This window comes from Paenibacillus herberti (assembly GCF_002233675.1).
Lineage (GTDB): Bacteria > Bacillota > Bacilli > Paenibacillales > Paenibacillaceae > Paenibacillus_O > Paenibacillus_O herberti.
Genome location: NZ_NMUQ01000001.1, coordinates 2331789 through 2350619 on the forward strand (window position 1 = coordinate 2331789; position 18831 = coordinate 2350619).

At 49.1% G+C, this 18831-nt stretch carries 18 protein-coding genes and 1 pseudogene; 8 read left to right on the top strand and 11 right to left on the bottom strand.

Annotated features, from left to right (window positions below):
* Positions 1 to 209: 209 nt before the first annotated feature.
* Positions 210 to 434, top strand: a complete 225-nt coding sequence (locus CGZ75_RS10740; protein WP_141136748.1) for a helix-turn-helix domain-containing protein — start codon at positions 210 to 212, stop codon at positions 432 to 434.
* Between the two features lie 206 nt (positions 435 to 640).
* Positions 641 to 1156, top strand: coding sequence for a hypothetical protein (locus CGZ75_RS10745; protein ID WP_089524155.1), 516 nt, complete (start codon positions 641 to 643; stop codon positions 1154 to 1156).
* Positions 1157 to 1272: 116 nt separating this feature from the next.
* On the opposite strand, the gene CGZ75_RS10750 is transcribed toward CGZ75_RS10745, so the two are convergent.
* Complete coding sequence (locus CGZ75_RS10750) at positions 1273 to 1581, bottom strand: hypothetical protein (protein WP_089524156.1); 309 nt, start codon at positions 1579 to 1581, stop codon at positions 1273 to 1275.
* A 236-nt stretch (positions 1582 to 1817) separates the two neighbouring features.
* Between CGZ75_RS10750 and CGZ75_RS10755 the strand changes: the two genes are divergently transcribed.
* Positions 1818 to 2285, top strand: a complete 468-nt coding sequence (locus CGZ75_RS10755; RefSeq protein WP_089524157.1) for a hypothetical protein — start codon at positions 1818 to 1820, stop codon at positions 2283 to 2285.
* A gap of 135 nt (positions 2286 to 2420) precedes the next feature.
* On the opposite strand, the gene CGZ75_RS10760 is transcribed toward CGZ75_RS10755, so the two are convergent.
* The 9 genes from CGZ75_RS10760 to CGZ75_RS10800 form a co-directional block, all read right to left on the bottom strand.
* Complete coding sequence (locus CGZ75_RS10760) at positions 2421 to 3266, bottom strand: carbohydrate ABC transporter permease (protein ID WP_089524158.1); 846 nt, start codon at positions 3264 to 3266, stop codon at positions 2421 to 2423.
* 33 nt (positions 3267 to 3299) lie between these two features.
* Positions 3300 to 4202 carry a carbohydrate ABC transporter permease gene (locus CGZ75_RS10765; RefSeq protein WP_089524159.1) on the bottom strand — a complete coding sequence of 301 codons (903 nt, stop codon included), beginning with the start codon at positions 4200 to 4202 and terminating at the stop codon, positions 3300 to 3302.
* A gap of 102 nt (positions 4203 to 4304) precedes the next feature.
* Positions 4305 to 5690: an ABC transporter substrate-binding protein gene (locus CGZ75_RS10770; RefSeq protein ID WP_089524160.1), complete on the bottom strand. Its 1386-nt coding sequence runs from the start codon at positions 5688 to 5690 to the stop codon at positions 4305 to 4307.
* A gap of 230 nt (positions 5691 to 5920) precedes the next feature.
* Positions 5921 to 7192, bottom strand: coding sequence for an ABC transporter substrate-binding protein (locus tag CGZ75_RS10775; protein ID WP_089524161.1), 1272 nt, complete (start codon positions 7190 to 7192; stop codon positions 5921 to 5923).
* Between the two features lie 78 nt (positions 7193 to 7270).
* Positions 7271 to 8245 (bottom strand): substrate-binding domain-containing protein, encoded by a 975-nt coding sequence (locus tag CGZ75_RS10780; RefSeq protein ID WP_089524162.1) that lies wholly within the window; start codon positions 8243 to 8245, stop codon positions 7271 to 7273.
* Between the two features lie 19 nt (positions 8246 to 8264).
* Positions 8265 to 10061, bottom strand: coding sequence for a cache domain-containing sensor histidine kinase (locus CGZ75_RS10785; RefSeq protein ID WP_089524163.1), 1797 nt, complete (start codon positions 10059 to 10061; stop codon positions 8265 to 8267).
* Complete coding sequence (locus CGZ75_RS10790; protein WP_089524164.1) at positions 10058 to 11665, bottom strand: response regulator; 1608 nt, start codon at positions 11663 to 11665, stop codon at positions 10058 to 10060. The genes CGZ75_RS10785 and CGZ75_RS10790 overlap by 4 nt, the downstream gene beginning before the upstream one ends.
* A 136-nt stretch (positions 11666 to 11801) precedes the next feature.
* Positions 11802 to 12884, bottom strand: coding sequence for a YhcN/YlaJ family sporulation lipoprotein (locus tag CGZ75_RS10795; RefSeq protein ID WP_089524165.1), 1083 nt, complete (start codon positions 12882 to 12884; stop codon positions 11802 to 11804).
* A 236-nt stretch (positions 12885 to 13120) separates the two neighbouring features.
* Positions 13121 to 13321 (bottom strand): cold-shock protein, encoded by a 201-nt coding sequence (locus tag CGZ75_RS10800; RefSeq protein ID WP_089524166.1) that lies wholly within the window; start codon positions 13319 to 13321, stop codon positions 13121 to 13123.
* 228 nt (positions 13322 to 13549) lie between these two features.
* Here CGZ75_RS10800 and CGZ75_RS10805 point away from each other — a divergent pair.
* Positions 13550 to 14565, top strand: a pseudogene (locus CGZ75_RS10805) (beta-ketoacyl-ACP synthase 3).
* 115 nt (positions 14566 to 14680) lie between these two features.
* Positions 14681 to 15397 (top strand): glycosyltransferase, encoded by a 717-nt coding sequence (locus tag CGZ75_RS10810; RefSeq protein WP_089524167.1) that lies wholly within the window; start codon positions 14681 to 14683, stop codon positions 15395 to 15397.
* Positions 15398 to 15399: 2 nt separating this feature from the next.
* Here the strand turns inward: CGZ75_RS10810 and CGZ75_RS10815 are convergent, their stop codons facing one another.
* A complete protein-coding gene (locus tag CGZ75_RS10815; protein WP_089524168.1) occupies positions 15400 to 15645 on the bottom strand; it encodes a DUF2164 domain-containing protein in 246 nt (81 codons plus the stop codon).
* Positions 15646 to 15924: 279 nt separating this feature from the next.
* Here CGZ75_RS10815 and CGZ75_RS10820 point away from each other — a divergent pair, with 279 nt between their 5' ends.
* The 3 genes from CGZ75_RS10820 (at position 15925) to CGZ75_RS10830 (ending at position 18655) form a co-directional block, all read left to right on the top strand.
* Positions 15925 to 16821 carry a PhzF family phenazine biosynthesis isomerase gene (locus tag CGZ75_RS10820; RefSeq protein WP_089524660.1) on the top strand — a complete coding sequence of 299 codons (897 nt, stop codon included), beginning with the start codon at positions 15925 to 15927 and terminating at the stop codon, positions 16819 to 16821.
* Positions 16822 to 16957: 136 nt separating this feature from the next.
* Entirely contained in the window at positions 16958 to 18079 is a 1122-nt protein-coding gene (locus CGZ75_RS10825) for a serine hydrolase domain-containing protein (RefSeq protein WP_089524169.1), read from the top strand.
* Between the two features lie 102 nt (positions 18080 to 18181).
* Entirely contained in the window at positions 18182 to 18655 is a 474-nt protein-coding gene (locus tag CGZ75_RS10830; protein WP_089524170.1) for a GyrI-like domain-containing protein, read from the top strand.
* The last annotated feature ends 176 nt before the right edge of the window (positions 18656 to 18831 follow it).

Consider the following 18831-nt stretch of genomic DNA (forward strand, 5'->3'; position numbering starts at 1 on the left):
GCTCCCATAATAGCATAGGATAGCTGGACCGGGAATCACTAAACAGGGTCGACTGATAATTGTCCCTTCACTACGCAAGTATTCCTTATTTATTCGCCCAAATAAAGAAAACACCGCACCCCTTCCTAGACCAATTCATAAGATAAGTTGACTGTATCCCTTAACCTTGTTGTAACCCACAAAAACCCGTGCAAGGAGGGGTGACGAAATTGAAAGGCTCTGACCACAAAAGCAAATTTTTGCTGACTCACCGGGAGCGTGAAGTATTCGAACTTCTTGTCCAAGACAAAACGACAAGGGATATCGCGGGCCAATTATTCATTAGCGAAAAGACAGTTAGGAATCATATTTCTAATGTCATGCAAAAATTGAACGTAAAAGGCCGCTCGCAAGCTGTAGTTGAACTGATCAAGCTTGGGGAGCTGACGATTTAGTCCCGGTCAGCGCTCTTGATAAGCCTTCCTTTACCGAATGCGCTCGGCGTATTCGGAAGGAAGGTTTTTTAATGCGATGAGGTTGGTACCCCACATTATTATATGGTGGCACTTTTACATCTAAGACAACTGCCGGAGTCAGTGCCTCTTTCCTTCGAATACTATGTTCATAGAGCATTCTCTCATAGTGATTGGAGGAAATCAGTATGGACCAAATAGTGGAAACCAGCAATTACAAAGGGTCCAGCATAGGAATCATCTTAGTTCTGTTTATCTTGCTCGCCATCGTGACTCGTACCTTCTATGCCGTTCCGCCCCACATCGATCCCATTTACCCTCCCGATGACGAATCGTCTTCCATGACATCTAATCCAGGATTTTATATTACCAACAACACGAGCAACATCCGGTTCAACGTCACCTTGCTTACGGACAGCGCGTCACCACCGACCCCAAATTCCTTTCTTTTTCCAAATGGCGGAGAGAACCGCTTTGAGCTGCCCACGGGCCGATTAGGGAACACGATCAAGGGCTCTGTCAGATATAACGCCGCTTACTCAAACAGCGCTATTTCTTTAGGCAATCTTTTTTTCACGCTTGAGCAAACACTCACGAAAGTCGGCTACGACACTTATTTATTTTCCTCGATCACTGGCATTTCTTCGACTGCACCAGTCCGTTGGACCTCGACCTCCACTCGTTTGACTATTGTCGATGCGTGAATTCAATTTGAAAATTTAACATCCCATACTCCACCACTTAGAAAGGCGGAGCATTCAACCCAACAAACAAGCGAGCCTTAGAATGAATTCTAAGGCTCGCTTGTTTGTGCCTAACGTTACTTATTGCCTAGCGGAGCGTCTTTGGCAAGCTGCTGCCGAAGCTCAGCATTTTTCGCAGCTAATTGCTTGGCTAAAGCGGTTTGTGAAGCTTCAATTTGGGCTGCTTTCTCGGTTAGCTTGGCAATCTGCGTCATTTTGCTGCTGAGATCGGTAGGGGAGGAGCTCATTTTGACGTTTTTTTGCAGCTGCTTTATTTTGGAGAGCGCTTTTTCTCTTTTTATTTTATCGTTTGTGCTTTGCTTTTGGATGTCGGCGATTTCTCTTTTCAAGCGGCTTATGATTGATGATGTAAAGCTTATGGACATGGGGGCACCTCATAATCGTATAGTGTTGCGTCACCCCCATTTTACTATAAATCGGCCCTTTAAGCGAAAAAGACCTAAAAGGAAGGCCCGAAAGCAGGAAACTTTAATGAAAGCGTCTTTCTTTGGGCTATCGTTCATGTAGAACGGTTGGATAACCTATTAGGACAACTGTCGGAGTCCTTGCTCCTTCCTTCCTCATACTATATTGGTAGAACTTCTTCAAGGAGGGTATCAGCATGGACTATAGTTCCGTTATTTTGATCCTTTTTATTCTGCTTGTCATTTTCACCTGCACCTTTTCAAAAGGAACTGGGGGTGGCATTGATGAGCCGGACGATGACTCTTCCACTATCTTAATCACCAAAGGATATGAAATCTTCAACGGTACAAACAACATCAGACTAAATGTCACCTCAATCTCTGGAGAAATAGGTGATCCGCCCTCCTCCTCCATTATCTTTCCTGGCGGCGTCATCCGTTTTGTAATGACAGCAACTAGAAATGTAACTAGGAAGTACGTTACATTTGATGCACGCAATGCTGGAGATGTCCGCATTAAGGTCGGGGAGTTAGATACTGTGTTTGAGTGTCATATCGGATCGGACCCAGTGATTCGAGTCACCAGAAATACGGCACCAATCGCTACATCAGACATTTTGGTTGATGGTCACAGCACTCGAGTATTAATTCTCATAGATAAATGATTCAACTCCAGAATGGACAAAAAAGCCGACCTGTGAGGTCGGCTGTCGAGTAAAGCATTCACATTCGATCGATTATAAATCTACTTGGAACGAAACGTCATCGCTCAGTCACGAATCACGAAGAAAGCGGCTTCCCTATTTCACCGCGCCCGCGACAAGCCCCGATACAATATGCCGCTGCGCAAACATGTACACAACCAGCACAGGAACGATCGTGAACAACAGCCCGGCAAACAGAGGGCCCCATTCGGTCTTGTACTGCATTTCGACCTGCATAGCAGCCAACCCGATTGGAAGGGTGTACCTGGTGGGATCGTTGACTAGAATCGTACCGACGATAAACTCATTCCAGATGTCGAGCACGTTGATGATGCCGACGCTGATCAGACCAGAGCGTGACAGCGGCAACATGATGCGGAAGAAGGTGCCGAAGTACCCTGCGCCGTCAATTGCCGCCGCTTCTTCCATTTCCTTGGGCAAAGAACGGAAAAATCCGATGAGCACGAAGATGCCAAATGCAAGCGTGTTAGAAGCATAAACCAGGATAAGACCGAGCGGATTGTTGATCAGCCCAAGATCGTTCATAAGGAAGAACAACGGAATGAGCGCCAGGCTGAATGGAACCATCATGGACGAGATGTAGATTAAATATAATGCCTTACCGCCCATGAATTTATATCTTGCGATTGTATAAGCGGTTGTCGAGGCTAGTACGAGCCCTAGTATCGTACCGCCAGCTGTGACGAGAATTGAGTTGATGAAATACTTGCCGAAGTTGTAATTATTCCATACATAGCTGAAATTAGACCAGTGGAGTGGGAGCTCTGGGAACGCCCAAGGCATGTTGAAGTAGAACTGCTGATTATCCTTGAGGGCGTCCATAAACGTCCAGATCAGGGGGTAGATAACCGAGATGCCCCACAGAATCAGAAGCGCCATGAAGATCGTTTTGACTACTGGATGTACTGTACGTTGCACCATACCGGCTTCTCTCCTTCCATTAAAGGCTTGAACTTAGCTGACTTCCACCTGTTCTCTGCGAAGAAGCCACTGCAGGAGGAGCGTGGTAACGAGCGACGTAGTGAGGATCGCGATTCCGATCGAAGCACCGTAGCCGAAATGCGCCTGTTTGAACGCCTGTTGATACAAGTACGAGCCCATGACCTGGGTCGAGTTATCCGGACCACCGGCGGTCATGATCGTGACGATGACGAACGAGCCATTAAGCGTTGTCATCATGATGTTAATGATGGAAATCTTCATTTGCTCCCAGACGAGCGGCAGTGAGATATGCCAGAATTGATGCCACTGGCCTGCGCCCTCTATATCGGCGGCTTCATAAAGCGATTCCGGAATATTCGTAATTGCGGCAATCAGCAAAATCATATAGAATCCGATGCCGGCCCAGATCGTCGGAGGCAGCAGCATCCAGATGGAATGGCTCTCGAAGCCGAGCCAGTTGATCGTTACCGGTTCTTTGGTGAACAGCGACAGGAATGCGTTCAGGAAGCCGATTTGCGGGTTATAGATGAAGCCCCACAACACGCCGACGACAACGACAGACAACACATTCGGAATAAAAAAGATGGAGCGGAAGAAGCCTGCACCCCTGATGCGCAACCGCGTAAGCGCGATGGCGAAGAAGGTCGCGATGAGCATAATGCCAATCACTTTGCCAGCGACGAGGAAATAGTCATTGCCTATCGCATTCAGCATGATAGGATCTTGAAGTAAATCCTTGAAGTTTTGCAGCCCTACATAGTCCTTGAATTGGGACATGCCTGACCAGTCGAAAAAAGAGTTATACAGTGCCTGGAGAATGGGATAAATCGTAAACAGGCAAAAATAGAGGAATGTCGGAATAATAAATGCCGCTATGAACAGCTTGCGCTGCAGTTTGGCTCCTCCCAGTTTCATCTCAAGCTCACCGCCCCGTTTTTTCTGTAATCAGAGAGCATCCCCGGAAGCGCCGCCCCCGGGGATGTTCCTTGACCGGTTATTCATTAGGTGCGCAACAGATTACTTTTTGACTTTCTCGACAACCTTCACGACGCGGTCCACCCAGCCCTGCGGGTCGATTTTGCCAATTGTGAGAGCTACCGTAGCATCCTGCATCGCTTTATCAACATCTTGGTTGAACGTAACTGTAGGCACTACAACCGTAGAATCTGCCGTCAGATAAGCTGCTGCTTGTTTGACGAAATCCGGTGCGCTGGAGCTGCTGATGTCGCCTTTGATATTGGATGGTGCACCGCTCAGCTCTGCGAATTTGGACGCTTGCTTGACGGAGAAGATAAACTGCATGAACGCTTTTGCCGCTTCTTTGTTTTTTCCGTTTTTAGCGATGGCAACCGTTGCTGTCGACGTGTTAGCCACGACTTTGTCTCCCGGTTTTTGCGTTACGGAAGGAATGAAGCCGAATTTGAAGTCAGCCGGCACATCCTTGCTCATTTCGTTTGGCAGCCACAAACCGTTCGGAATGTAGGCATCTTTATTTTGCAGGAACAGCATTTGCGAGTCCGTGTGGTTGATCGAGACAGAAGCTTTGTCGATGAAACCTTTGTCTCTCAGCTCAACGATCTTGTTCAGAGCTTCAAGCACGGCTGGCGATTTGAAGGCCTCTACATCGCTGTTGCCCATATCCTGGAACAGCTTGTAGTCGTTGCCGTTCGCCGATACGATTGCCGGGAACAGGATTGAGCTATTGATATAGTACGGGTATTTGCCCGTGTGGATGAACGGCGTTGTGCCCGCAGTTTTGATCGCTTCGGAAGATTTGATGAACGAATCCCAATCCGTAGGTTCGGTCCAGCCATTTTTCTCAAAGAGTGCTTTGTTGTAGAAAACGCCCCATGAGTTCAGAACGAGCGGCACATTGTATATCTTGCCCCCGTATTGAGGTGGCTGTTGTGCGAGCAGATCGAGAATTTTTACTCCATCAACGTTTGTTGCCGTCTGCATCCATTCCGTCAGATCTTCAAGTAGTCCGTCCTCCGCCATTTGGCGGTCGTTCAATTCAGGACCATCGATGTAGACAAAATCCGGCGGATCGCCTGCGATCCATTTCGGTTTATTTTGGGTGTTAATTTGAGGGCCGGCTTCTTCCTTGATGTTGAGATCTGGATTGGCCGTCTTGAAGTCGGCAATGACCTGCTTCCACCACTTGTCGCCGTAGCCGCCGACGAAGTACTGAATCGTAAAGTCGCCGCTCAGCTTGGTCGCTTCTCCGCCACCGGCAGAGGTGTTCTCTGGCGCTGCGGTATTAGCTGGCGTGTTGCTTGCCGGCGCTGGCGAATTCGCCGCGCTGTTGTTACTGCCTGAGTTACCTCCGCAGCCTGCAAGTACGGCCAAGGACATTGCGATTGCCATTGCGCCTGCAGCTGTTTTCTTTACGGTAAACGTCATCTGGCATAACCCTCCCAAAGTCTATAGTAGTTCCAGGCCCCCTGCTGTTCTCTGTTGCTTTTGCGCAGCTGCCTAGTGCTTACCCTTATCTTAATCTGAACTGCTTGCCCATACTATGGAATATCTTCCTTAAAATCTTTAGTATTTTATGATTTTATTTTTCATATTCATGGTGTTAATTATCAAAAAAGCCAACCTGGACGATCCAGGTTGGCTAACTATTCGATGTTTCACTCGGTATCCTCAGCTACCGCTTGCAGCTCGTCAAGCGCCTTTTGCGGCGAATATCGCCCCTCCAGCACAGCGCTGCCAAGATTGCGCACCGCATCGATGACGATGCCCCAGCGTTGCTGTTCAATTGGGAAAAAGTTTGCTTCCGCCAAATCGTTCAAATCCGCCTGAACCTCGGGATAGTTCGAGGCGAGCCTAAGCTCTACCGTGCGGGTGACCGGCAAAAAACCTTCCTGTTGAATCAACTGTGTATAATTTTTGTCCTCATATAAAAATTGAATAAAAGTGGACAGCGCTTTAGGATCGCTGTGAGCGGTTTTGAATGAGACTAACACATCTTGAGCCCCGAATGTTGTCGGAGGTCGGCCGTCCTTGACCGGTAGCGGCCCTTTTCCCCACTCCAGATCGGGATATTCCTTGGACACAACCGAGCTGAAAAAGTTGCCGGATATAATCATCGCCAGATTGTCGTCTCCGAGTGAACGCTGTTTTTCGTCACGCGTTGTCAGCCAAGGCTCCTCATCCGTCAAGCCTGCATCATACATCGACTTCAGCAGCTCCAGTCCCTCAACATTGGCTGGTTGATTGATCGCCCACCGACCGTCCTTCATCCAGCCTCCACCTGCACCAAAGAAAAAATAGCTCAGATAAGCTTGAATATCATCATCGGTCATGTCGATACCAAAACCCTTCACATCAGGAAGGCTGCCAATCTGCCGTGAAGTGTCGATCAACTGCGACCATGTGCTTGGCGCCGCGTTGATACCGGCCATTTGAAACAGCTTTTTGTTGTAATAAAGATTGCGGACGGAAGCGACGTATGGAATGGCGTATTGTTTGCCATCGTAACGATCTCGTTTCATCAGATAAGGCTGAAAATTGCTGCGGAAGGAAGCGGGCAAAATATCCTCCCAATCATTCAGCAGCCCTTCGGCGGCAAAGTGGGAGTAGTAGTCGACGTTAAGCAAATCCGGCGGCTCATTCTGAGCAAGCATGTTTGAATAAATTCCATCCAGAATATCCCACCCTACTACTTGGAGCTCTACATTAATCGTTGGATTTTGCGATTCAAATTCCCGAACCAGCTTCTCGAGCAACGGTTTCGTTCCCATGCTGTACTCGGTGGCAACAAACTTGATCAGCGCTTGCTTGCCGGGCGGCTCGCTGATTTGCGGCGGCGACTGCTTCTGAAAACAGCCGGTCAGTGCCAGCAGCAATAAACTGCAGGTAACCCGTTTAAAGGATGTGCTGTATCGATTATGTGAGCCCATAGCCTCTCCCCTTTCTCCTCCTACTGGTATGAATCCCCTTCCGCAGCAGCGTGGCAATCTGTCCTAATCACCGGACTTTTAATACACAAATGGAAAGAGCAGCTTCTGGTTTTCCGGCTCGTACATATTCGCTGTTGTGATCGTTGTTGAAGGGATGTCCACCATCTTGGAAACGTTGCGCTCGCGAATCAGGCTGTCCGCCGTTTGCACGCCCAGAAAGCCCATATTGAACGGATTCTGAACGATCAACGTATGCATCTGCCCTCTTTCCAGCAACTGAATTTCCGGAATTGAGCTGTCGAATCCAATTAGCTTGACGCTGTGGGTAAGGCCTACATCCGCAAGCGCCCTGGCCGCACCGGTAATTCCGACATCCGTGAGTGCGATGACACCTGTAATATCAGGGTAGGCGATCGTCAGCGATTTGACCGTCCAGTACGCCTGCTCTTCGGACATGCCGATCCGATACGTCCCTAGATTGAACGCCTTGCCTGGAGAAAGCACCTCTTGTACTCCTTCCGTACGCTGGCTGGATACCGTCGAACTCTCGTCACTCGTAATAAGCGCGAATACCGGCTTTCTCACCTGTCCTGGACCGAGCCTGTTCGCTGCTTGACGACCTTCCTCTATATGATCGCTGGAAACATAGCTATCGTAATCAAGTTCTAGCAAAGGCGTATCCAAAATAATCAGCTTGATGCCAGCTTGCCGACTAGCCTCAATCTCCTTTGTTATCCCATCCTCGCGGATCGGGGCGAGCACAATCGCTGCCGGTTTTGAATCAATCGCCCTTTTTAGCAGAAGACGCTGATCCTCTGGGTTTTCCGCTCCTATAGGTCCCAATAACTCCAGCGGAACCTTAAGCTCTTTCGCCGCAGCCAGCGCACCAGAATGCACGGTCTGCCAATACGAGTTGTTAATATCGTTCGTTTTCATAATGAGCACGATTTTCCCCGCCGAGCTAGCAGGGGTCTCCTTCCAGAGCCCCATCCAGCCGATTAGCATGACGGAACCGAGCAGCAGCAACGGCAGCCACAGCTTTTTGCTTCCCATAACACATCTCTCGCTTCCTTCAGCGAACCTTCGGGATCATAACCGTCACCGTAGTGCCCTCAGAGATTTCACTTGTGATCGTAATGCCGTAGGCTGACCCGAACGTCAGCTTAATTCTTTCATTGACGTTGCTGACCCCGATATGCTCCCGGTCGTTATTCCGTGCTCCGGCGCTCATCAATAACTTAATCGTATCCTCGCTCATCCCTTGGCCGTTGTCAGTTACATGGAATAAAATGCAGTCCTCCTGCAGCTCTGCTGTTATGCTCACAATGCCCCCCTCGGGCATATGTTTAATTCCATGATAAATCGCATTTTCGACAAAGGGCTGAAGGAGAATGCGCGGAGTTTTGTACGCATGCAGTTCACGTGGAATATCGATCCGGTAGTCGAGCATGTCACGGTAGCGCATCTTCTGAATTTGCAAGTAGCTAGCGATATGCTCCTGCTCAATCCGAATCGACACCAGCTCGTCATCCCTAGCGATGCTCGACCGAAACAACTTGGCCAACGCCGATGTCATCAGCACGACCTCTTCATTTTTCTTCTGTTCCGACATCCATATTATGGAATCTAATGTGTTGTAAAGGAAATGAGGATTGATCTGTGACTGCAGCAACCTCAGCTCCGTGCGCCGCTTCGTTTCTTCCGTCTGGATTCGCTCATCCATAAGCCTCTGGGTTTGACCAACCATCATATTGAAGGTCCGCTCCAGCTGACCAATCTCATTTGCCTGTTCCACCTCGGCGCGAACTTTGAAGTTCCCCCGCTCGACCTGCCTCATCACAATTTGCAAACGGCGAATTGGCCTCGTAATCCGGTGAGTCAAAAAGAAAGAAATAATAAGCGTCACCGCAAGGGCTGCGGCCGCCCATAGCAGAAAGGAATTCCGCATCTCTTCAGGGTTGGCATTCAGCTCGTTCTGATAAGCGACACCGACAATTTTCCAGCCAAAATTGGTATCCTGCACGGAGTAGATCTTTTTGCCGCTCTCATCGTCAACGACGAAACTGCTCTCACTGCTGGACATAACCCGGCTAAGCGGCTCTGTGCGAAGCTTGCTGTAGAGCAATTGCTGCTGCGGATGATAAACGATATTCCCTTCACGATCTACGATGAATACATAACCGCGTGTACCGAGCTTAACCCCCATGCTGATTTCGTTTATGACATTGAGCTTGAGATTAACTAGTGCGATTCCTTGCCCGTTCATGCTATTGCTGTTTTTGAGCTCACGGCTCAGCGAGACGACCCATTGGTAGTCGCCTTCCACAATATTTTGAACATGCGGCGCCGAGATGAATGACTTGCCCTTCGCCCCAGCTGCTTCCTGGTACCATTCTTGCTCCTCCAGCTCTACATTTGGATTCAAGGTCGTCGGTTTGCGATCCGATACATTGCGTCCGTTATACCCGAACACCATAATGGAGTCGATATCCTTGCGCATGTACATGAGCGACTGGAACAGACTGGAGATGTTTTTCTCGTAAGTGTAAACTTCTTCCCGGCTAATGAATGGGTTGTCTGAAATATAATATTTAACGTCTTTACTCGTAAAAATAAGCAGCGAAATATTCTCCATGCTATCGATGTAGGACTGGATATTCTGACCAACCTGTTGGACAACTTCTCCCATATAGGCCTCAGAGTTGGCGATAACGGCGTCTTCGGACAAATTGTAACTGATGATGCTCGTTATGCCGATCGCTCCTAGGATGAGGACGGAAAAGGCGAACGAGATTGATCCGTGAATCGTCTTCACCCAGACAAAACGGTTCCGCAGCCATACCGGAAGGCGATTTCGGCCGCTTTTCATGGGCTTTCCTTGAACTTCTCTCGGTATTCGCGCGGAGAGAGTCCCGTATGCTTTTTGAAGCTCAGGCTAAAATAATTAGGATCGCTGTAGCCAACCATTGAAGCGATCTCATAAAACTTCAGAGAAGTGCCGGTAAGCAGTTCCTTGGCCTTGGACATACGGAAGCGGGTTAGATATTCCACAAAAGTCTCTCCTGTTTCTTGTTTGAACATTTGGCTGAAATAACTCGTGCTCATCAGCACATGCCGGCAAATATCCTGCAGCGAAACTCGATCTTCCGCATAATGCTCCTCGATGTACAGAAGCGCCTTGCCGATCTGGCTGCGGCTGAGCTTGCTGCGGCTTTCCGCCAAAGTCTCGCTTGCGCTGCCCGCGATATCAGTCAGCCAATCGCCGACCTCATCCAGCGTCCCTAGTCGATAAACTTCCGAGAAGAGCATCCTGCGGCCCGTGATAAGGCTCGCTTCAATCCCCATCTCCTGCATGACGCTCAGCATCAATACAAGCGCTTTCTGAATTTCAAGATGGCAAGCATCCATTGGAGCGCGGGACGTCTTGAGCATCCCAATGAAATCACGGATTAAACGGGGAATCTCTCCGGTTGCTCCCGATCTCAGCGCGACGCCAAGCTCCTGACTCCAATTCTCGCTAATGGACGGAGCAGATGATTTAGCTCCCTCCAGATCGATGATGCTCAGCACGCGGTTTTTGCCGTACTGGAAGCGATAATCAAGCGCGGTTGCGGCGCTCCGGTAAGAATCGGGCAATCCATTCAGTTCCCGGGATGCACGTCCGATTGCAGCGGTCATCGTATAACCGAGATAACGCTCAATTCCATGACGGGCTTCCTCAGCGATCCTTCCTGCCTTTTCATAAAGCAGCTCTGCCGACTCTCCTGCCACAATCGCCGCAATGCGATCTTCACGGGTTCGGAACACAGCTCCTTGCTCGCGAATGACGATCTCTTCGATAATGTTATACCCTGCAAATCGCAGCAGTTCCCGATCCTGTTCAATATCAGAACGCGCATCGCAGTTATCATAATCAAATATAACGATAAGCAGATAGGACTCAAGCGGCGGCAAGCCAAAATAGTCCAGTTGCTCACGCGCTCCGACGGCACCAGTGCCATGGATGGCAAGCCGCTCAAGAAAGCGTTCTCGCAATAGGGGAAGACTCTGATTCAAGTCGCTGCGCAGACGGCTAATATCCTCCATCCGGCTTTTTTCCTCGTCCATCTCCTCACGCACGCGGTCCAGCAATTGGCGGGTTTCCTGCGCGGTGATCGGCTTTAAAATAAAATCATGCACCTTCAAACGGAGCGCCTGCTGAGCATAATCAAACTGGTCGTATCCCGTCAGGATAATGATCTTGATATAAGGATATTGCTCCGCGATCCGGGCCGTCAGCTCGAGACCGTCAATATTGGGCATATTAATATCGGTCAGCACAAGATCTGGTTGCAACTGATGAACCGCTTCCAAAGCATCACGGCCATTTGCAAAGTCACCAATGAGCTCGAAGCCATGGCGGTTCCAATCAATCGTATTCATCAAGCCTTCACGGAACACCGCTTCGTCGTCGGCCAGAATAAGCTTGTACATGCTGCCTCCTGCCGGGGAATTAAACACGCTTTTATGTAGCTTCCCCATCCTTTATGTAATTTATAGTGTCGAACCGTGTTTGATTTGTCAATGTAAAAGAAAGGCCGCCCTTTATAGGCGACCTCCAACTTTACTTCTATTTGAAGATTTGGACATCTTGTCCACTGAGCTTCTTTTGTACGCCGATGTTTCCATCGTCGACATTCGGGAATACGCGCTCGACCATCGCGTTGAACTCGGCCAAGTAGCCTTGAACCGCCTTCCCTTGCATATCGTCGTTGTCATAACCTTTCATGCGGCTGAAATAATCCGGATTGGCCGATACGAACACCATATCAATACTCGGCATGTTCTTGCGGACTGCATCAGCCACTTGTTTTTTGTAGTCGTCTGTCAGCGTCCGATCCATATAGATGTTGTTGTTGTCGGCCAAGCCGTTCAACCTTTGACCGCGGTTGTTCGTCGCATTGCTGTTGCTTCCGTAAGCATTATAGCCGTTAGAGGTCGAGCTATAACCGTTATTGCCAGGACGTTCAACCGTGCGCCCAAAGTTGTCGATCATATTGCCCATGCCGCGTTCAACAGAGTTCATGCCTCTGTTCACGTCATTGCCAAGGCGTTCGACAGGGCGATTGCCGATCATATTGTTCATACCGCGTTCAACGGCTTTCATGCCTTTGTTCATATCATTGCCGAGGCGGTTCATACCATGCTCCACGTCCGTTTCCAATCGGCTAATGCCATTGTTCATCCGCATGTTCATATTGTTCGTACCCATGCCGGATCTAGGAGAAATGTTCATAGCGCCCATCCGGCCTGTGTTGGACGAAGAATAGCCCATTTCGTTACCAGAACGCGTGTTGCCAACGATGCTCTCGCCCTTCAAACCGATGGCCACATAGGCGTTGCCATTAGTTGTCATCACATAAGCATCACGAACGCCAGGAATTTTTTTGATGTCATTGGCGATTTGGCGGTTGGATTGAAGACGATAATTTTTATGATTGCCGATAATGTTGTTGCCATTCATCTGACTGCCTTTGACGCGGTTCATCTCATTCATGCCGTCATTGGCGAACCGTTTTTCCAGCAAGCGATAATTGCCCATATCGTTGTTGCGGATATTTTTGTTGCCTAGCCCACCCTGATGCGTTCCGCATCCGGCAAGGGCTGTACTCAAAACTAGGCCAGCGGCAAGCACTTTCCAAGGATGTTTCATTCGAAAACCTCCATGTTATGAGCGTCCGCTCCGCTTCGGGATACGGCAGTATTAGCTTCACCCTTTAGACATGGGGCTATCCCGGTCAATGCTTGGCAGATAAAAATGATGTACCTATTTCCAGGGAAATATTATGAAATTGAACTCAGTTTGTCCCAATTGCGGAGAGGTTGTTTCATTAAAAGTTAAAAAGCCTGTCCCAGTCGTAACTGGAACAGGCTTCGTTATTTATGGAATTAAATTTTTACTACGTTCTCAGCTTGCGGACCACGTTGGCCTTGAACCACGGAAAATTGAACGCTTTGGCCTTCGTCCAGGGATTTGTAGCCATCACCTTGGATAGCGGAGAAATGAACGAACACGTCGTCACCATTTTCTCTTTCAATAAAACCGAAACCTTTTTCTGCATTGAACCATTTAACTTTGCCTGTTTCCATCTGTTTGAAAACCTCCAACGAATCGTTTTATTCCCTACACAAGTGTCGGTACTGCAAAGTATACTCTATAAACTTAAAAAAATCTGTTGATTTATGTCGACAAATAAAAATTTTTTTTTATAAGTATCGTGATAACCCCCACCCATTGACGACAGATCGTCGGAAAGGTATGCTGAATATAGGATTAGTACCTGATGCTAGTAGCAGATAATAAGGAGGTAACAATTGATGTCCATCCTCAATTCAAACAAGTCTGAATTCCGAACATCCGCCCGCATTACCGCTGTCGGGGCCTATGTTCCCAAGAGAACTCTCACAAATGCGGATTTGGAGCTGCTTGTGGATACTAACGATGAATGGATCACGCAGAGAACGGGCATCAAGGAACGAAGAATAGCGGACGAGCGAGAGTTCACAAGCGATCTTGCTACGCTGCTGTGCGGGATATGTTGGACCGTTATCCGGTATCTATTGAAGATGTCGATTATGTGCTGGTCGCCACAGCCACTCCCGATACCTTTTTCCCACAGACAGCTGCCCGTGTCCAAGCTGAGTTCGGCATCAAAGCCGCAGGGGCGGCAGACGTCGCAGCGGCTTGCGCTGGTTTTGTCACCGCGCTGCAGATGGCGGGCGGACTGATCGCGTCAGGCGCATTCCGTAAAATTCTCGTGATCGGCGCCGAAACGCTTTCTAAAATTACGGATTATAGGGACCGCACAACCTGCATCCTGTTCGGGGACGGAGCCGGCGCTGTGCTCGTTGAGGCAGGGGCTGAAGATGATGCGCCATCCTGGATGAACTCTTTCGTCTCCACCGACGGCTCCGAGGGGCATCAGCTGTATCGCTCCAGTCTGGCGGACCGAATTGGCGAACATCCCATCGACACCAGCGGCAAGCTGGTACAGAACGGCCGCGCCGTCTATCGCTGGGCGATTAGCCGCGTTCCCGCGAGTATCCTCGAATTCCTAGACGCTTCCGGCGTCTTACCTGCCGAGCTGGACTGGTTCGTGCCGCATAATCCGAATATGCGCATCCTAGAAGCCATCAGCGAAAAAACCGGCATCCCTTTGGAGAATACCGTTACAACGCTTGCCCATACCGGCAATACTTCCGCCGCCTCCATCCCAATCGCACTGAGCGAGGCACTCCGGGATGGGCGGCTGCAGGCCGGACAGCTTGTGATGCTGTACGGCTTCGGCGGCGGCTTGACCCAATCGGGACTGCTGCTGCGGTGGGCTCTGTAACATCAGAAAGGCGCAACTTGGGCGGCGCCACATCGGCACTTGTCCCTGCCGAAGGAGCAGCAACTCTCATATGATGACTCAGAGTGCTTTTCGAAAAATGAGGTGAGTGCCGGTTATGCTGCCGATCGTGACGGTTGTCATACCGTTTTATAATTGTCCGTATATCTCGCAGGCTATCAAGAGCGTACTGGACCAATCTTATCCAAATATCGAGATTATTGTTGTGGACGATGGCTCCACGAAAAACCATCATCTTCTGGAGCCATACCGCTCCCGCATCGTCTATCTGAGAAAGCCCAATGGCGGGACGGCCAGCGCGCTTAACCATGGCATGCAGAGCGCCACAGGACGTTATGTCGCCTGGCTCAGCTCCGATGATATGTTCACACGAGATAAAGTATTGAATCAAGTGTCGTTCATGGAGGAGAAGCAGGCTCAATTCAGCTTTACGGATTTTCACACGATCAATGAAAACAGCCATATTACGCATCATTTCAGCACGGCGAAATTCCCGACTGAAAAAGCTTTTATCACCGCCATGCTCGATTATTGTCCAGTCAACGGCTGCACCGTCATGATGCTCCGTCATCTCATCGAGGCAGTCGGCTGGTTTAATGCCAGCCTGCCCTATACGCATGACTATGATCTATGGGTGCGTATAGCGCTGAATGGCGTTGGCATGCACTATCTCAATGAACCGCTGACGTTATACCGCCGTCATTCCCGTATGGGTACCGTAAAGCATATATCTCACATTGAGCCGGAGTTCAAAAAAATAAAGGCTCAGTACGCTTCCATACTCCGAGCCAAACTGTCCGGTATGCCGGATTAAGCTCAGCGTAGAGGACGCTTCAGTGCATGCAGATCATCTTCTACCTGAGCCATGCGCTGCTCGAGCAGATGGATCGTGTCCTCGACACCCCTGTTGTACAAATGCGGGGCCAGTTGAGAGAGCATATGATCCAGCAAACCCTCTGCGGCAATCGAGCCGATTCCCAGCGACAATTCCTCATTGGCATAATCCAGCAAGCTTTCGATCAGTACCCGCTTCTGCTCCATAGGCAGCTTAATCGGTAACATTCATAATCCTCCTTATTGACCAGATAGAATCACCTTAGCACAAAAAGAGATCCCTCCGCCTGTCCCAATTGGACCACAAATGGCAGAGGTTATTCCGCTCCTTCGCAGTTTCTGGGAGCCTGGAATAGCCTCTTTGGTCGTTGCCATGATTGTTTCTCGATCCGTTTAATACGTGTATCAAAAAATCAATTCCATCGCCTAGAAGCATGCTATAATGGGACGAATTTCAAATCTTTGCATTCTGTTCTCGCCCATTCTGATGCTAGGAGACTAGTCATGCTGCAAACAATTACCGTCTATCACTATGACGCCTTCAGCACTCATCCCGGCAAAGGAAATCCAGGAGGAGTTGTCCTTGAAGCCGACGGCTTATCCGAGAATCAAATGCTGGCTGCCGCAGCGGCGGTCGGCTTCAATGAAACTAGCTTTGTCCTGCCTTCACAGCAGGCTGATTTTCGAATTCGCTATTTCACTCCCGGCCATGAAATGAATTTATGCGGCCACGGTACGATGGCTTGCCTTAGCGCTCTCGCGGAACAAGGCCAGCTGGATGGCCTTGTTCGCTTTACAATCGAGACGTTAGCCGGCATCCTCCCGATCCGGCAGTCCGTCTCAGAAGATGGGCTTTCGTCCTTCACAATGCAGCAGACCGCTCCAGAATTCCGCCCGTTCGGTGGCTCCAGGGAAGAGCTGGCACGGTCGATCGGCCTGAGTTCAGAAGATTTGCATCCCGAGCTTCCCATTGTTTATGGAAGCACCGGCATCTGGACGCTTATCGTTCCGGTATGTGGTCTTGATGCCTGCTCCCGGATGAAACCGGACAACAGTCGCTTCCCGGAAATTTTAGCCGAAATGCCTCGCGCATCTCTTCATCCTTTCTGCTTGGAGACGATCCATCCGGACTCTCTCCTGCATGCCCGGCATTTCTCCTCGCCGTACTCCGGCACGATCGAGGACCCAGTGACCGGCACTGCCTCCGGTGTGCTAGGCGCTTACTATGGCCGCTTTATTAGAGATGGTCGGTGTGCTGACGAGCTAGAGCTGACGGTAGAGCAAGGCCAGGAGCTCGGCCGGGACGGCAAGGTCCACGTTCGGGTTACACCGGACGGAGCAGAGCGGCGGGTCGAAATTACCGGCGTGGCGGTGTATGTGAAGGAATGGAGCCTGGAAGTTTAGGCGGTATATGATGAACTTGTAAAGGGAACTGTACGAGACCGTTTATTGCCAATACGCTACTGACAGCAGTTTATTTTATAAAAACGACAAAACGATTCTTTGTAGTTTATATTTGATTTTAAAGGGGAAATGATTCATGGTTACATCCTTGGAAACACAATTAGATCAAGTTATTTGTATACAAGATTTCCCTGTCGGCGGAGCCGTTGTCGTAGTCAAAGATAATCAAGTATTATATGGCAAGGGCTTTGGCAAATCCCGATTGGGTGTGAACGAAAGAGCCTTTACAACGGACACAATCGTTAGTATTCAGAGTATATCCAAGAGCTTTACGGCAGCAGCATTATTGCAGCTTGTGGAAAAAGGACTTCTCGAACTTGACACCCCACTTGTGAAGTATCTTCCATATTTTCAAACAACCGATAAATTGTTAAGTAACTCGATTACTGTCAAACAATTGTTATCACATACCGCTGGATTCTCGGGCGATCTAGGAATTGGTAATTTAATTTGTCCTAACGCATCCGATTTTAATGTTTTTGAAAGTCTGAAGGCACATTATGGAATAACCGATTCTATCCTCCAAAGCATCAATAAACGAGAGGACGTAACCAAATATTTCACTTCAATAGCTCTATCTCATCCACCTGGCTCCAACTGGAGTTATTGTACGGACGCTTATATTATTGCAGCCGATCTATTTGAGAAGGTTAGCGGACTTCAATGGGATGAGTATATGGATGATGTATTTTTCAAAAGATTAAAACTGAACAGGACCACACTGCATGTTGAAAAGGTGCAGCAAGATGAAGACAGTGCTCAATATTATTCAGAGACCGACAACACCTTACATAACATTATCAAGCGAAATTCTAACATGGACGTGTTTGAGACTCCGTTTCCAGTAAACCTCTTGGGTGCCCCGCTGGGGTTCATTTATTCAACTGCAAATAATCTAGGTAGATATCTGTCCTCATATATGAGTGAGCATCCATTCATGTCTCAGACCATAATTGACCGAATGTATGATCCCGTGTGGCAGTTTGATAATGAATCCGGCTACGCTTTAGGTTGGGGGACGAGGCGGGTGGAGAGTCATACTTTTATCGAGCATGGAGGCGGATTTCCAGGTGTCAGTGCCTATGTATGCATGGCTCCATCAGAGAGAATTGGTGTAGTCGTTGTATCCAACCATGATAAGACACCAACTCAAAAGATATGTTATAAGGTAATAGACACGATACTCCAAAAAAGCTAAAAATATGGTCAATAAATATGTTGGAGAAGCAGCTTACTTTATTTTTACAAGCCAACCGTCCCTAAGCTCAGCTTCCACCTATCGTTGAAGGGAGATGTCGAAATGAATTATCGTATCGAAAAGAGAGAGTCCTTCTCTATAGCCGGAGCATCTATCGTCGTCAACTGCGAAAACGGCGAGAACTTCCGCCGCATTCCGCAATTTTGGCAGGAAAGTGGCCCTAACGGAACAATTGGTCGTGTGCTTGAACTGAATCCTGGGACACCTCTGATTGGGGCTTGCGTCGATTTCAAAATGATTGGAGATACGGCGGCAGACAAAGAAGAGAGTACCCGCTTCCGCTATATGATCGCGGTGGAAGCCCCAGCCGGCACGGTTACCGAGCCGTTTGAGCATGAAGGCGCCGAGTTCGTAGAACGCAAAGTCCCGGCCTCTAGTTGGGCAGTGTTCACTGCCGTTGGTCCGCTTCCTGAATCCATCCAGAGCGTGACTCGACGCATTTTCTCCGAATGGTTCCCGTCCACCGGATATCAACATGCTTGCGGGCCGGAGCTGGAAATCTATTTGAAAGTTTGAGAACCTGGCGAGGATTCCGTAAGCGAAGTCTGGATTCCAGTGAAGCTAGACGCTTCGATTTAAAATGCCAGCTAACTTGGAAGCTGCAATGGAACTGCTCAGCGCGAATCAAGTAGGATATACTAATTGGGAGCTGACATACTGGCTCGCAAGAGGACCAAAAGGGACCCGGCAGC